The 14,037-nt window shown below is 71.0% G+C and carries 9 protein-coding genes; 4 read left to right on the top strand and 5 right to left on the bottom strand.

From position 1 onward, the window contains the following. Positions 1 to 82: 82 nt before the first annotated feature. A complete protein-coding gene (locus tag ACWEBX_RS24640) occupies positions 83 to 3,391 on the bottom strand; it encodes a S8 family serine peptidase (RefSeq protein ID WP_451886990.1) in 3,309 nt (1,102 codons plus the stop codon). A gap of 244 nt (positions 3,392 to 3,635) precedes the next feature. Further along, complete coding sequence (locus tag ACWEBX_RS24635) at positions 3,636 to 4,205, bottom strand: CGNR zinc finger domain-containing protein (RefSeq protein ID WP_451886989.1); 570 nt, start codon at positions 4,203 to 4,205, stop codon at positions 3,636 to 3,638. A gap of 126 nt (positions 4,206 to 4,331) precedes the next feature. Between ACWEBX_RS24635 and ACWEBX_RS24630 the strand changes: the two genes are divergently transcribed. The 4 genes from ACWEBX_RS24630 to ACWEBX_RS24615 all read left to right on the top strand — a co-directional run bounded on the left by ACWEBX_RS24630 (position 4,332) and on the right by ACWEBX_RS24615 (position 9,120). Next, entirely contained in the window at positions 4,332 to 4,793 is a 462-nt protein-coding gene (locus ACWEBX_RS24630; protein WP_451886988.1) for a VOC family protein, read from the top strand. A 14-nt stretch (positions 4,794 to 4,807) separates the two neighbouring features. Beyond that, positions 4,808 to 5,719 carry a pyridoxamine 5'-phosphate oxidase family protein gene (locus ACWEBX_RS24625; RefSeq protein WP_451886987.1) on the top strand — a complete coding sequence of 304 codons (912 nt, stop codon included), beginning with the start codon at positions 4,808 to 4,810 and terminating at the stop codon, positions 5,717 to 5,719. Between the two features lie 299 nt (positions 5,720 to 6,018). After that, the gene (locus tag ACWEBX_RS24620) at positions 6,019 to 7,797 is read left to right on the top strand and encodes a TIGR03767 family metallophosphoesterase (protein WP_451886986.1); all 1,779 of its coding nucleotides are present in this window, start codon (positions 6,019 to 6,021) and stop codon (positions 7,795 to 7,797) included. 90 nt (positions 7,798 to 7,887) lie between these two features. Continuing rightward, on the top strand, positions 7,888 to 9,120 hold the full coding sequence (locus tag ACWEBX_RS24615; RefSeq protein WP_451886985.1) for a serine hydrolase domain-containing protein: 1,233 nt from the start codon (positions 7,888 to 7,890) through the stop codon (positions 9,118 to 9,120). On the opposite strand, the gene ACWEBX_RS24610 is transcribed toward ACWEBX_RS24615, so the two are convergent. The 3 genes from ACWEBX_RS24610 to pepN all read right to left on the bottom strand — a co-directional run bounded on the left by ACWEBX_RS24610 (position 9,117) and on the right by pepN (position 13,938). Next, entirely contained in the window at positions 9,117 to 9,683 is a 567-nt protein-coding gene (locus ACWEBX_RS24610) for an isochorismatase family protein (RefSeq protein WP_451886984.1), read from the bottom strand. The genes ACWEBX_RS24615 and ACWEBX_RS24610 overlap by 4 nt on opposite strands. Before the next feature lie 169 nt (positions 9,684 to 9,852). Then, the gene (locus tag ACWEBX_RS24605) at positions 9,853 to 10,911 is read right to left on the bottom strand and encodes a hypothetical protein (RefSeq protein WP_451886983.1); all 1,059 of its coding nucleotides are present in this window, start codon (positions 10,909 to 10,911) and stop codon (positions 9,853 to 9,855) included. A 432-nt stretch (positions 10,912 to 11,343) separates the two neighbouring features. After that, a complete protein-coding gene (gene pepN, locus ACWEBX_RS24600) occupies positions 11,344 to 13,938 on the bottom strand; it encodes an aminopeptidase N (RefSeq protein ID WP_451886982.1) in 2,595 nt (864 codons plus the stop codon). Positions 13,939 to 14,037: the final 99 nt, after the last annotated feature.

The raw sequence follows: 14,037 nt of genomic DNA, 5'->3' as shown, positions 1-14,037 counted from the left end.
TGATGCGGTACAGCGGGAACACGTAACGCAGGGAGCCGAGTTCACGGACCGGGATGCCGCCCATCCGGTAGCCGGTGCTCCGTTACGGCGTGACCTTCTCGATCTTCACGCTGCCGATGCCGGCGACCGTGCCGCGCGCGTTCACGAGCTGGACCTGACCGAAGAACTCGCGTCCCTCGGGCGCCGCCGCCGCGGCGGTGACCGAGCCGGACACCGTGGCCGAGGCGCCGGTGGCGAGCTTCACCGGGGTGGAGTCGTCGACCGTGACCGTGCCGAGCGCGCTCGAGAAGAACACGTCCCGGTAGTCGTAGGCGGTCGAACCCGACGGGACCGCGTAGCCCGCGACCTCGATGGTGTACGTCCCGGCGGCCGGGTTGGCGATGGAGACGGCCTCCTCCGAGTCACCGTCCGCGGACTGTCCGACGACGGTCCCGGCGGCGTTCTTCACCGTCAGGTCGAGGTCGGCGGCGTTGTCCGAGACGTTGCCGATGACCACGTCGAGCGACGCGGCGCCCGCGGGCACCTCGACCGTGGTGGTCTGCGTCACGCCCTCGGTGATGGTCGGCCGCGCGTTCTTGGAGGAGCCGAGCGGACCGCCCTGCAGCTTGCCGTCGATCGCGGCGAAGTTGTTCGTCACCTTCCAGGAGGCGGTGGCCGGGGTGCCGACCTTGGCCTCGGGGACGGTCACGACCGCCGGGTCGAAGGCCGCGCCGAGCACGGCGACGTCCAGCTTGTACGGGTTGTCGAGCAGCGGCGAGGTGCGGCGCGCCTCGACCTCGATCTCCCAGACGCCGGGCTGCGGGTCGGCGTACGAACGCACGTCGGGCTTGCAGCCGTTGCCGTCGAGGTAGTTGTTGTAGCAGTACGGGGTGCTGGTGTTGTCGACCGGGACGCCGTACGGGTGGATCGCGATGAACCGCGTCTGGCTCTTGTCCTTGAGCCCGCCGATCGCGACCTCCAGGGACGTGGCGCCCTCGGGGACCGTCACGAAGTACGAGGTGGTGCTGTTGCGCTGCACCGAACCCGACTTGCTGTAGGTGTACTTGAGCGGCGAGGAGACCACGACGGTCGACAGGATCTGCTTGTCGACGCCCTCGGTGCGCGGGTCGTCGACCTCGAGGATCGCGCTCTTGAGCCCGGCCGACTCCGGCGCGGCCTGGACCTTGACGGTGACCGGCTGGTTCAGCGGGAGGTTCACCTCGTCCTTGCCGAGGATCCGGAAGGTGCCGGAGGCGTTGTTCGCGAAGGACAGCTCGTGCCGGACCGGCCGGTCCGCGCCCGAGGTACGCGTGACGGTGATGTCGTACGTCTTGCGCTGGCCGGCCTTGAGGCCGCCCTCGCGGTCGTACAGGCCGGTGCCGAAGCCCGGCGTCTTCAGCGCGTAGTCGATCGCGGTGTCGACCGGCGCCTTCACGGTGTAGTCGTGGGCGGTGGCGCCGTCCCTGATGGAGTCCCAGGCGTCGTCGATGTTGATGAGGCCCGCGCCCTCCTCGTACGCCTGAACGCCCTTGATGTGGTCGGCGGTCGACGTCAGAGCGGTGCGCAGGGTGGCCGGGGTGAGGCTGATGCCCTTCTGCTTCGCCGCGCTCAGCAGCAGCGCCGAGGCGCCCGCGGCCTGCGGGGAGGCCATCGAGGTGCCCTGGAGCATCGAGTAGCCGGCCGGAAGGGTGTAGCCCGCCTCGGCGACCGGGGAGCCCGGCAGCCAGGTCTGGGTGGAGTTGATGGAGGCGCCGGGCGCGCTCAGCGTCGGCGTGAAGCCGCCGTCCTCACGCGGGCCGCGCGAGGAGAAGGGCAGCATCGCGTACTTCTTCTCCACCTGCGAGCCGTAGTTGGCGGCCCATGTCGCTTTGGAGATGGTCGCGCCGACCGAGATGACCTTGTCGGCCAGACCCGGGTCGCCGATGGTGTTCGCGCCGGGTCCCGAGTTGCCCGCGGAGATCACGAGCTGGACGCCGTAGGTGTCGATGAGACGCGTGTAGAGCTCGGAGCGCGCGTTGTTGCCGTCGTTGAGCGCGGGCAGGCCGCCGATGGACATGTTGACGATGTCGACGCCGCGGTTGGCGACGAGGTCGATCATGCCCTCGGTGAGCGCCACGTTGGTGCAGCCGCCGGTCCAGGTGCAGGCACGGGAGGAGACGATCTTCGCGCCGGGCGCGGCGCCGTTCATCTTGCCGCCGAACAGGCCGTTGGCGGAGGTGATGCCCGCGACGTGCGTGCCGTGCTCGGACTCGATGACGCCGATGTTGACGAAGTCGGCCTTCTTGCCGACCCAGGTCCCGCCGTACGGGTCCATGGGGACGTCCTTGCGGATCTCCACGACGAACGGCTGCCGCTCGACGACGTCCGTCGCCGGGTTGTCGGTGCCGAAGTAGCCGATCTGGAAACCGTCCTTGTACGGCTTCATCGGCGTGTCGTCGGTGAAGTCGCCGTTGTTGTTCAGGTCGACGGTGACCGTGCCGGCCGCCGGGTCGTAGAGCACGCCCCACACGTCGGTGGTGTCACCGTCGCGGTTCGCGTCGCCCGCGGCGTCGCCGCCGGCCGTCGCCGACTCCCGGAACGTGCTGATCTCGTAGGAACCCGCCGGCGCCGTCCACGTCCTGCCGCTGTACGTGAAGGTGGGCCCGGCCACGGGGGTGATCATCGCGCGCCAGGTCGCGTCGCTGTCGAGGATCGGGTCCGTCGAGGTGACCCAGTCGACGATCTTGCGCTCTCCGGTGGTGGTCTTCTGCAGGGCGGGGTGGCCCAGGTCGACGCCGGAGTCGAGGATGCCGATGGTGATGCCCCGGCCGTCCGCCTTCGGGTGGTCCTTGACGAAGTCGACCGCACCCGTCTCGAAGGAGGGGTTGTACGGGTTCTCGGCGGGGGTGTTCTTGCCGGGACCGGAGTAGGTGGCGGCCGTGGAGGTGTTGCTGCCGTGCCTGGCCGTGTCAGCGCTCGGGGTCGGGTCGTCCAGCGCGATCTCCTGGCGCAGGTCGATCCCGTGCACCGAGGACAGCTTCGCGGCGGCGGCGATGGCCGCGTCCGCCCTGCTCGTCGGGACGGTGGCGCGGACGTAGCCGAGCTTGTCGTAACTGCGGCCCACCGAGCCGCCCTTGACGGCGTCCAGCTCCTTGGCGACCTGCTCGGTCTGGCCGGGAGCCGTCGCGATCATCATCGTGACGTTCTTGTCGCCCTTGGCCTTGGCCTCGGCGAGGAGGTCGGCGTCGTTCGAACCGAGTTTGGCGGCGGCGGACTTGGTGCCGGGATCGGCCGTGGGCGCGTCCGAGTCCGCGGAGAAGGCCATGGGTATCGGCCCGGCCGCGGAGAGCGCGGCCACCAGGCCCGCTGCCATGGCCAGACGGGCCACGCGTCTCGCGCCCGATATAGGTGCGCGCTGAGGGTCGGAGGTCATCTGCATCCCTTGTAGGTAAAGGAACGAGCGTGGAACGGCCGGTTCCGGCGGTTCTTGTGGCACCGGTCGCATCAGTCCGGAATGTGGACCCGGATGACCGCTCAGCTTTGCTCAAGGGGCAGTTGTTTGGGGAGAGTTGACCAAGCACGGATGGACGCATGGCGTACTTCCGCCATGCGTCATGCCGTCGATGACGGGCTATGAGGGCATATCCCGGACGGCTCGGATGTCTCTCTTTGTCGATTCAGCTCTCTTTTGTGCGCGCGTAGTGGCGGGACGCCTTCGCGCGGTTACCGCAGGCCGCCATCGAGCACCAGCGGCGGGTGCCGTTGCGTGAGGTGTCGAAGAAGTGCAGGACGCAGGACTCGTGGGCGCAGCGGCGGATGCGGTCGGGGGCGGCCTGGAGCAGTTCCAGGTAGTCGCGTGCGGCGAGCCAGGCGGGGCCCCAGGAGGGGTCGTCGAACTCCGGTGTCCCGCCCGGTCCTCGGCCGGTCAGGGTCAGCCGGACGCGTCCGTGCGCGAGGACGGCGTCGACGCGGGCGGCGGCCTCGGCCGGGAAGCGGGAGCCCTCTCCGCCGGCCTGTCCCTGGGGGGTGTCGACGGCGGCGCGCAGGGCGTCGCGGGCTTCGAGCGTGTGCCGCAGGACGGTGTCGTCGGCCGGGAAGTCGAGCCCGTTGCCCGCCAGCCACACCGCGAGGCCCCCGGTGTCGGCCAGCAGGTCCCGCACCGCGCCCTCGTGGACCCAGCGGGTGTTGAGCAGGTCGAGCGAGACCGGCTCACCGGTGAGCGGGCGGGGGTCAAGGCTCGTGGACATGGGGTCTCCCTTCGCGGCTAACCACTCAAGGGTAGGTCACCGGTTGACGCTCTCGATTCTAACCCCTAATGTCAATGACAGGGGTTAGCCTCTCGATGGGGCGGCCAACGGCAGAAAGGCACTGTCATGACGCTGCGCACGGGCCACGTCGGCCTGAACGTCACGGACCTCGACCGTTCGCTCGCCTTCTACCGCGACGTCCTCGGATTCGGGGTGCTCGGCGAGGGCAAGGACGGCGACGACGGGGAGCGGCGGTACGCGTTCCTCGGATCCCCGTCCGGCGACGGCCGGCCCGCGCTCACCCTCTGGCAGCAGGCTCGCGGCGCCCACGACACGGGCCTGGCGGGCCTGCACCACCTCGCCCTCGAAGCCGACTCCGTCGAGCAGGTCAGGGAGTACGAGACCGCCCTGCGCGGCTACGGCGTCACGTTCGCCTACGACGGCGTGGTCGCCCACCGGGAGGGCGCGGCCTCCGGCGGCATCTTCTTCCACGACCCGGACGGCACCCGCCTGGAGATCTTCGCGGCGAGCGGCGCCGAGGAGGCCCCGGAACCGAACGCGTCCGCACCGACCTGCGGTTTCTTCTAGCACCTGGAGTCGTCATGACGTATCACTCCGGCTCGCGGGCCATCCAGGACCGGGTCGGCGTCCGGGACCTCGCCGATCATGTGGGCCGGGCCGTCGGTCAGGGCATCCGGCCCGTGGCCGCCGCGTTCCTGGAACTCCAGCCCATGCTGGTCGTCGGCGCGGCGGCCCCGGAGGGCGGCACGCCACCGGAGCGCGAGGCCGCCCCGGCGGGAAACGGCGGCGTGTGGGCTTCGCTGCTCACCGGCGAGCCGGGATTCGTGCGGGCCACCGGCGCCCGGCAGATCTCGGTCGTGGGCGGCCTCCCGGCCGGCGATCCGCTCACCGGCGCGCTCGCCACCCCGGGCACCGCCGTCGGCACCATCGCACTCGACCCGCGCACCCGGCGCCGCATGCGCCTCAACGGCCGGGTCCGGCCGACCCCGCGCGGCTTCGCCGTCGAGGCCGACCAGGTCTTCGCCAACTGCCCCAAGTACCTCCAGCAGCGGCAGACGTACGAGACGGTGACCGGCCGCACGGCGGGCGTTCCCCAGCACGGCAGAGAACTCACCATCTCTCAGCGGGAGTTCGTCGAGACCGCGGACACCTTCTTCCTCGCCACGGTCCACGCGCACGGCGCCGACGCCAGCCACCGCGGCGGCAACCCCGGCTTCGTGCGCGTCGAGGCACCCGGTGAACTGAGCTGGCCCGACTACCCAGGGAACTCCATGTTCCTGACCCTCGGCAACCTCACCGCCGATCCGCGCGCCGGTCTGCTCTTCCTGGACTGGACCTCGGGGTCGGTGCTCCAGCTCACCGGCACGGCCCGCACCGAGTTCGCCCCCGACGGCGAACGGACCGTCCGCTTCACCCTCGCCGAGGCCGTCGAGACGCCCGCCGTCAGCCCGCTGCGCTGGTCCGCGCCCGCCTACTCGCCGGCGAATCCGTGAACGGGCGGGCCGGTCCGTGAACGGGCCGGCGAATCCGTGAACGGCCGGGCGGAGCCCCCGGATCCACCTCCTCTACCCCGAGAAATGAACACGGAGTGACCGTCCACCGGCCGTTCGGACAGGACTCCATGGACGTCCAGGGTGCGCGAAGATCGACGTACGGCGATCGGCGTCGCCCGTTGCCGCCCAGTTAACGCGCAGGTCATCCCCAGTGCCAACGATCCAGTACGAGCGGGGAGTTCGCCGGTCGAGCCCCCCGCGGCCACTGTCGACGCGTTCGCACTCGGGGAGACCGCGCCATGCCGCGCATACGCTCTGTCGCCACCGTACCCGCCCTCAACCGCCGCACCCTGCTGGCCGCCACCGGAGCGGTGTCCCTCTCCGCCGGGATCGGTCTGGCCCTGCGCCCGCAGTCCCCGGCGCACGCGGCGACGGCCGCCCAGGCGGCCGTCGCCGACTCCGTCGCCGAAGGCCGGTCGGCCACCGCCGGCCCGAAGGGGCCCGCCACGCTCGCCCCGTACACCCGCGGCACCACCCTGGGCTCCGTCGCCACCCCGCGCTCCGGCTCGACCGGATACCGCAGGCTCGGTGACGGCGCCGGCTGGAAGCGCGTCGTGCGCGACGAACTGGCCGCGCCCAAGACGGGCCGAGCCGACCGGCGCACCGCGCTCGCCGCGTTCGTGCAGCTCACCGACCTGCATCTGATCGACGCCCAGCACCCGCTGCGCCTCGAGTACCTGCGCTCCCAGAACAAGAGCGCCTGGCGCCCGCAGGAGACGCTGACCGTCGCGGGCGCGGTCTCCCTGATCGAGCGGGTCAACTCCCTGCACGGAGCCCCCGCCACCGGGACCCCGCTGCACTTCGTCATGACCACCGGGGACAACACCGACAACAACTCCAAGACGGAGCTGGAGTGGTTCCTGAAGGTCATGAGCGGCGGCCGTATCACCCCCAACAGCGGTGACCCGCGGCACTACGAGGGCGTCCAGGCCAGCAATCTGAAGACCTACTGGCAGCCCGACGCCGCCCTGCGCGACGCCGACAAGCAGCTCGGCTTCCCGCGCATCCAGGGCTTCCTCGAGGCGGCCGTCCGCGAGCTGCGCAGCCCCGGCCTGAAGCTGCCCTGGTACTCCACCGTCGGCAACCACGACGCGCTCCCGCTCGGCTGCTACGGATCGCGCGGCGACTCCTACCTCACCGAGTTCGCCGTCGGCGGCAAGAAGCTGATGTCGCTGGGCTCGGCGGAGGCCACCACGCTCGCCAAGACCATCAAGAACGGCAGCAGCCCGAAGGGCGCCGCCTTCCACGACCTGCTCAGGGCGCACGCCCGCGAGATGCGCTCGGTCACGCCCGACGAGAAGCGCGCCCCGTTCACCCCCGCCGAGTACATCAAGGCGCACCTCGACCCGGCGCACACGGGACCGGGCCCGATCGGCCACGGCTACTCCTCCGCCAACCTCTCCGCGGGCACCCAGTACTACACGTTCCGGATCGCCGACGACGTCATCGGGATCAGCCTGGACACCACCGACCCCGGCGGCCACTACGAGGGTTCCATCGGCACGGCGCAACTGCGCTGGCTGGAGCGGACGCTGCGCGACAACGCGGACTCGTACGCCATCGTCTTCAGCCACCACACCAGCAAGACGATGCGCAACACCCACGCCGACCCCGCCCACCCGGCCGAGCGGCGGCACGGCGGTGCCGAGGTCGTCGCCCTGCTCGCCCGCTTCGGCAACACACTGGCCTGGGTGAACGGACACACCCACAGGAACGAGATCATCCCGCACGCCGCCCCCGGCAACCGTTCCTTCTGGGAGATCTGCACCGCCTCCCACGTCGACTTCCCCCAGCTCGCCCGGGTCGTCGAGCTGGTGGACAACAAGGACGGCACACTCTCGCTGTTCACCACCCTCATCGAGTCCGCGGCCCCGCACGCCACGGACTTCTCCGACCTCACCCAGACGGGCCTCGCGGCGCTGTACCGCGAGCTCTCCTTCAACGCCCCCGGCGCCCGCACCGACCTGTCGGGCACCTCACGCGACCGCAACACCGAGCTGATCCTGAAGAAGGGCTGAAAAGGGGTCAACCCGCGCTGTCCGGGCAACCCGCCGGTGTGCCCTCGGGTCCCTCCCCCCGACCGAGTCCCACAGCGAGACGGGGAAGACATGAGGGTTCGTACGGCACTGGTGGGGGCGATCGCCGCGGGGATCGCGGTGACGCAGGCGGGCATCGCGGCGGCGGCGCCCGCGAAGGACGGCCACGCGCCGACACGCCAGGCCCTGGAAAAGGCCGTGCACGACGGTGTGCCCGGGGTGACGGCGACGGCCGTGGACCGGCACGGCACCTGGTCGGCCACCGCGGGCGTCGGAGATCTGAGGACCGGCGCACCGCGGTCCACGGCCGACCGCTACCGGGTGGGCAGCATCACCAAGACGTTCATCTCCACCGTCCTGCTCCAGCTCGAGGCGGAGGGACGGCTGTCCCTGGACGACACCGTGGACACCTGGCTGCCCGGCGTGGTGCGCGGCAACGGCAACGACGGCACCGGGATCACCGTGCGCCAACTCCTCAACCACACCAGCGGGATCTTCAACTACACGGCCGACGACGGCTTCGGCGCCACGTATCTCACCAAGGACGGATTCCTGCGGCACCGCTACGACACGCTGACCCCCGAACAGCTCGTCGCCGTCGCCCTGTCCCACAAGCCGGACTTCGCGCCGGGCACGTCCTGGAACTACTCCAACACCAACTACGTCCTGGCCGGCATGGTGATCGAGAAGGTCACCGGCCGTTCCTACGCCTCGCAGATCCGCGACCGGATCATCAAACCCCTCAACCTGCACGCCACTTCGCTGCCCGGCACCCGGGTGACGGTCCCCGGACCGCACAGCAGGGCGTACTCCAAACTGGCCGAGACCACGACGGGTCCCAGCTACGACGTCACCGCTCTGAACCCCTCCTGGGCGTCCTCCGCGGGGGAGATGATCTCCGACAGCGCCGACCTGAACCGCTTCTACACCGCACTCCTGCGCGGCAGGCTCCTGCCGCGCGAGCAGCTCACGGAGATGCGGACGACGGTCGCCGTCGACGGCGTCCCGGGCATGCGCTACGGCCTCGGCCTCCTGGAGGGGAAGCTGAGCTGCGGCGTCCGGGTCTGGGGCCATGACGGCGGCATCCACGGCTCGTCCACCGTGGCCCTCACCACCGCGGACGGCCGCCGTTCCCTCGCCTTCAACTTCAACGGCGACTGGGCGGGCGACAGCCTGGCGGTCGCGGAGGCGGAGTTCTGCGGGACACGGCCGACCGCGACGAATCCGTCGTCCCGGGGCCGGTCCGAGAACGCGCCCCAGGGCCTGTCCCAGGGCCTGTCCCAGGTCCTCGGCGACAGGCTCTAACCGGCGGCTCCGGCGGCGAAACTCACGTTCGCCGTCTCGACGGTGTCCCCGCGCCGGCCGGGCGCGCGCTGCTCTCTCCAGTACAGATTGGTGTGGGCGACGACCTCGGCCGGGGTGGGGGCGCCGTACGCGGTGAGGTCCTCCGTGGTGTGGGCGTCGCCGACCAGCGTGACGTCGTACCCGCGGGTGAAGGCGCCGTGGAGGGTGGAGCGGACACAGGCGTCGGTCTGGGCGCCGGTGACCACGACATGGCCGACGGCACGCTCGGCGAGCAGGTCCTCCAACTCGGTGGCCTCGAAGGAGTCGCCGTAGTTCTTGTGGACGACGGGCTCCGCCTCCTCGCGGACCAGCTCCGGCACGTACTGCCAGGAATCGCTGCCGTACTTCATGTGATCGTCGGAGTGCTGCACCCAGATCACCGGCACGGACTCGGCGCGAGCTCTGGCGACGAGCGTGTCGATGTTCGCGATCACCCCCGGGAGGCCGAGGGTGCCGTCCACCGCTCCGTGCTGCATGTCGATCACCAGCAGCGCTGTGTTCGGGCGGTCGGGCAGGGTCGTCATCACGCTCTCCTGTCTTCGGTCCGGCTCGGCACGGCAGGAGCGTCCGTCCAGGGAACTCCTGCTCGCCCCACAGTAGATCGGGGCACTGACAACGCCACCGGAAACCGGGAGGGGGCCGCGAGAACGGCTCGCAGGCCCCCTCCCTCCCCTCCGGGCACGGCCCTGTCCGTCACGACCGGGGCAGCACCACGACATACGCGGCCGGATCGCGGTCGTTCGCGGCCATGAGGGCGGTCCGTACGACCGTGGCCTGCTGGTCCATCGCGTCTCTCAGCTTCCGCGGGGTGATGTGGACGACGGTGATGCCCAGCCGCTCCAGATACTCGCGCCTGCGGGTCCGCTCGGACGCCCGGGCGTCGTCCGCGTCCTGGATCGGGGTCCGGGTGTCCAGCTCGATCGCCACCGCCTGCTCGGGCCAGTACGCGTCGAGGGCACCGAGGTGCGGGCCTCCGGGCAGCCGCAGGTCGACGTTCCAGACCGGGTCGGGCAGTCCGTGTTCGAACACCATCCGGTACAGCCGGTTCTCCGCGATCGCCCTGCCCTCCGCCACCAGCGAGTCCACGGCGTCCACCACGTGCGGGCGGTCGAGCAGCCGGGCCGCCGTCAGCTCCTCCACGACCGAGCGCGGTTCGCAGTAGCCGCGGCGCACCGCCTCCGTCAGCAGCGCGCGTACGGCCTCGGCGTCGGTCAGCTCCGCGACCGCGTCGGCCAGCGCGCGGGGGACGGCGGCGACCGGCACTCCGGCCACGAACACGGGCGCCGGCAGCACGGTCGTCCGCACGATGCGGACGCAGCCGGCCGAGCGCAGCCGGCGCAGCCGGGGGACGAGTACGTCGATCGTGTCGAGGGAGGGCAGCGGCGGGGCGCAGGAGAAGCCGTGCAGGGCCAGCGCCGCCAGGCCGGTGATCAGCGCGTCCGCGGTGGGCCGGTGGGCGCGCGGTTCCGGGGAGCCGGGCTGGGCGGGGACGCGGGGCGCCGTGCGGGCGGAGGGGGGACGGGCGGTGTAGAGCAGCGCGGCGTGCAGCCGCTCCTCGGGCGTGGGCGGTCCCGGACGCAGCAGGAAGACGCCGGGAAGGATCCGCTGCCAGGTCCCGCCGGGCCGGCACCGCTCGTTCGCGTCCGCGGCGGTCACGCCGTGCTCGCGCAGCCCGGCGGTGGTCAGGACCCGCTCCCGTACGGGGGACGAGGGGCGGAGGGTGCGGGGGGAGATGGGGGTGCTGTGACTCATGGTCCGGGGTTTTCCGCCGGGAAGCCGTCTTCTAACGGCTGTTACCCGCCCGTCGGCGAATCGGGACAACCGCTCCCGGAAGCACGCGCGTTCGACCAGGGAAAGACGCTGGTCCGGGCGCGTGTTAATAGGGGTTACGGCTGTGAATACCTGCATTTCGTAACCAATGCGCGGATCGGATGAGTCGACCAATGCGTGGATCGGATGAGTCGACCAATGGTGGATCGGATGAGTCCATCGATGTGCGCATCGGATCAATCGCCCCCTGCGCGCATCGGATCGGTTCACCGGAGACGGCACCGGGTCTCCTCACCGGTGGACGCGGCAGCCCGGTCCGCCGCGGACGCCACCGTTCGGCCCGGCTCACCGAGGAGGGCACCGGACGCCCGTGGCGCCGGTGCCTCCTCGGTCGGATCCGTGTCGGCCAGGTGATCAGCCCGCGGCGGCGATGTCGCGGGCCTGCCCCCGCAGCGCCCGCGCCAGATCGTCCCGCGACTCCAGCACCAGCCGGCGCAGCGCCGGCGGTGCGTCCTCGTGCGCCGCGAGCCAGGCGTCCGTCGCGGCCAGGGTCTCCGGGGAGTCCTGGAGCGAGGGGAACAGGCCCCTGACCACGTCCATGCCGATCTGGATGGACCGCTCCGCCCAGACGCGCTCGATGGCGGCGAAGTACTTCGCGGTGTACGGCTCCAGCAGATCCCGCCGGGACGGCTGGCCGAAGCCGGAGATCGTCGCCTCGACGAGGGCGTTGGACAGCGCGTCGGACTCGACGACGGCCGCCCAGGCCTGCGCCTTGACCGCGGCCGAGGGCCGGGCGGCCAGACAGCGGACCTGGTGCCGCTTGCCGGACGCCGTGTCGTCACGGGCGAGTTCGGCGGCTAGGACCGACTCGTCGGCGGCGCCCCGCGCGGCCAGCGGCTCCAGGAACGCCCAGCGCAGTTCCTGGTCGACGTCGAGACCGTCGATCTTCGCCGTCCCTTCCAGCAGACCCTGGAGAAGCTGGAGATCGGCCTCGGAGGAGGCGACGGTGGCGAAGAAGCGGGCCCAGGCGAGCTGGTGTTCGCCGCCCGGCTCGGCGAGCCGCAGTTCCTTCAGCGCGCCCTCGGAGAGCAGCGCTCCGCCCTCCTCGCGCCAGTCGGGCGCCGCGTAGTTCACGAGCGCGGAGTTCGCCCAGGCCTGCAGCATCTGCAGGACGCCGATGTCGGACTCGCGGCCCGCGAAACGCAGCACCAGGGCGATGAAGTCACGCGCGGGCACGATCGCGTCGCGCGTGAGGTTCCACAGCGCCGACCAGCACAGCGCCCGCGCGAGCGGGTCGGTGATCTCGCCGAGCGCGTCCCGCAGCGTGGCGAGTGAGCCCTCGTCGAAGCGGATCTTGCAGTAGGTGAGGTCGTCGTCGTTGACGAGGACGAGCGCCGGGGCCTCCGCGCCCGCGAGCTCGGCGACGACCGTGCGCGGCCCGTCGACGTCCACCTCGGCGCGCGCGTACCGCACGAGCGGACCGTCGCCGTTCTCGCGGTGGTACAGGCCCACGGCCACGCGGTGCGGGCGCAGTTCAGGGTGGGACTCGGGCGCGTCCTGGAGCACGGCCAGCTCGGAGATCCTGCCGTCCGCGCTCAGGAGCACCTGCGGGGTGAGGGAGTTGACGCCCGCGGTCTGGAGCCAGGACCGGGACCAGGCGGCCATGTCCCGGCCACTCGTCTCCTCCAGGGCGGACAGCAGATCGCCGAGGCGGGTGTTCCCGTACGCGTTCCGCTTGAAGTAGCGGCGGGCGCCCTCCAGGAAGGCGTCCTGTCCGGCGTACGCCACCAACTGCTTCAGGACGGAGGCGCCCTTGGCGTAGGTGATCCCGTCGAAGTTGAGCTTGGCGTCCTGGAGATCACGGATGTCGGCCGTGATCGGGTGGGTGGACGGGAGCTGGTCGGCGCGGTAGGCCCAGGCCTTGCGGCGGTTGGCGAAGGTGATCCAGGCGTCGGTGAAGCGGGTCGCACCGACGTTCGCGAACGTGCCCATGAAGTCGGCGAAGGACTCCTTCAGCCACAGGTCGTCCCACCAGACCATGGTGACGAGGTCGCCGAACCACATGTGCGCCATCTCGTGCAGGATGACGTTCGCCCGTGCCTCGTACGACGTCTGTGTCACCTTGCCGCGGAAGATGTACTCCTCGCGGAAGGTGACGAGCCCAGGGTTCTCCATCGCGCCGAGGTTGTACTCGGGCACGAACGCCTGGTCGTACTTCCCGAAGGGGTACGGGTAGTCGAAGTGGTCGTGGAAGAAGTCCAGGCCCTGCTTGGTCACCAGGAACACGTCGTCGGCGTCGAAGTGGGGGGCCAGGCCCTTGCGGCACATCGCGCCGAGGGGGATCTCCAGCGTCGTACCGTCGTCGAAGGTGCGGGAGTAGAAGTCCGTCACGTAGTGGTACGGGCCCGCCACGATCGCGGTGATGTACGTCGAGATCGGCTTCGTCTCGGCGAACTTCCACACGCCGTCCGCGAGTTCGCCGACGCCGTTGCTCCAGACGGTCCAGCCCTCGGGGGCCCGCGCCTCGAAGCGGAACGGCGCCTTGAGGTCCGGCTGCTCGAAGTTCGCGAAGACGCGCCGCGAGTCGGCGGGCTCGTACTGCGTGTACAGATACACCTCGCCGTCCTCGGGGTCGACGAAGCGGTGCATGCCCTCGCCGGTGCGGGAGTAGGCGCACTGGGCGTCCACGACGAGCTCGTTCTCGGCGGCCAGGTCCTCCAGGCGGATCCGGGAGCCGTCGAAGACCTCACCCGGGTCGAGGTCCCGCCCGTTGAGTGAGACGGCCGTCACACTCGGCGCGAGCAGGTCCGCGAAGCTCGCCGCGCCCGGCTCGGCGCAGCGGAAGCGGAGCGTGGTGACCGAGCGGAAGGTACGGGGCTCGCCGCCCGCCCCGCCGGGTTCCGTGTCCCCGACGGCCGAGCGCAGGTCGAGGAAGACGTCGTAGCTGTCGACGGACAGCAGCGCCGCCCGCTCCTGGGCCTCGTCGCGGGACAGATTCTCACCGGGCACGGCTGCACTCCCTCATGGCGTCATGGACAGGCGCGAACAGGGCCGATCCTGCCATGCGCTCCTTACGTCGGGCAGCGCGGCGGCGGCGACACAGGGGAA

The sequence above is a fragment of the Streptomyces sp. NPDC005070 genome (assembly GCF_053600395.1).
Note: the sequence above shows the minus strand (reverse complement) of the source record. Positions and strands in the feature narration are given on the sequence as shown.

Excerpts from the sequence above, each read along its gene's own strand:
- ACWEBX_RS24630 (WP_451886988.1), top strand. The coding sequence starts at position 4,332 with ATGACGCTGCGCACGGGCCACGTCGGCCTGAACGTCACGGACCTCGAC.
- ACWEBX_RS24615 (WP_451886985.1), top strand. The coding sequence starts at position 7,888 with ATGAGGGTTCGTACGGCACTGGTGGGGGCGATCGCCGCGGGGATCGCG.
- ACWEBX_RS24635 (WP_451886989.1), bottom strand. The coding sequence starts at position 4,205 with ATGTCCACGAGCCTTGACCCCCGCCCGCTCACCGGTGAGCCGGTCTCG.
- ACWEBX_RS24620 (WP_451886986.1), top strand. The coding sequence starts at position 6,019 with ATGCCGCGCATACGCTCTGTCGCCACCGTACCCGCCCTCAACCGCCGC.
- ACWEBX_RS24610 (WP_451886984.1), bottom strand. The coding sequence starts at position 9,683 with ATGACGACCCTGCCCGACCGCCCGAACACAGCGCTGCTGGTGATCGAC.
- ACWEBX_RS24605 (WP_451886983.1), bottom strand. The coding sequence starts at position 10,911 with ATGAGTCACAGCACCCCCATCTCCCCCCGCACCCTCCGCCCCTCGTCC.
- ACWEBX_RS24640 (WP_451886990.1), bottom strand. The coding sequence starts at position 3,391 with ATGACCTCCGACCCTCAGCGCGCACCTATATCGGGCGCGAGACGCGTG.
- ACWEBX_RS24625 (WP_451886987.1), top strand. The coding sequence starts at position 4,808 with ATGACGTATCACTCCGGCTCGCGGGCCATCCAGGACCGGGTCGGCGTC.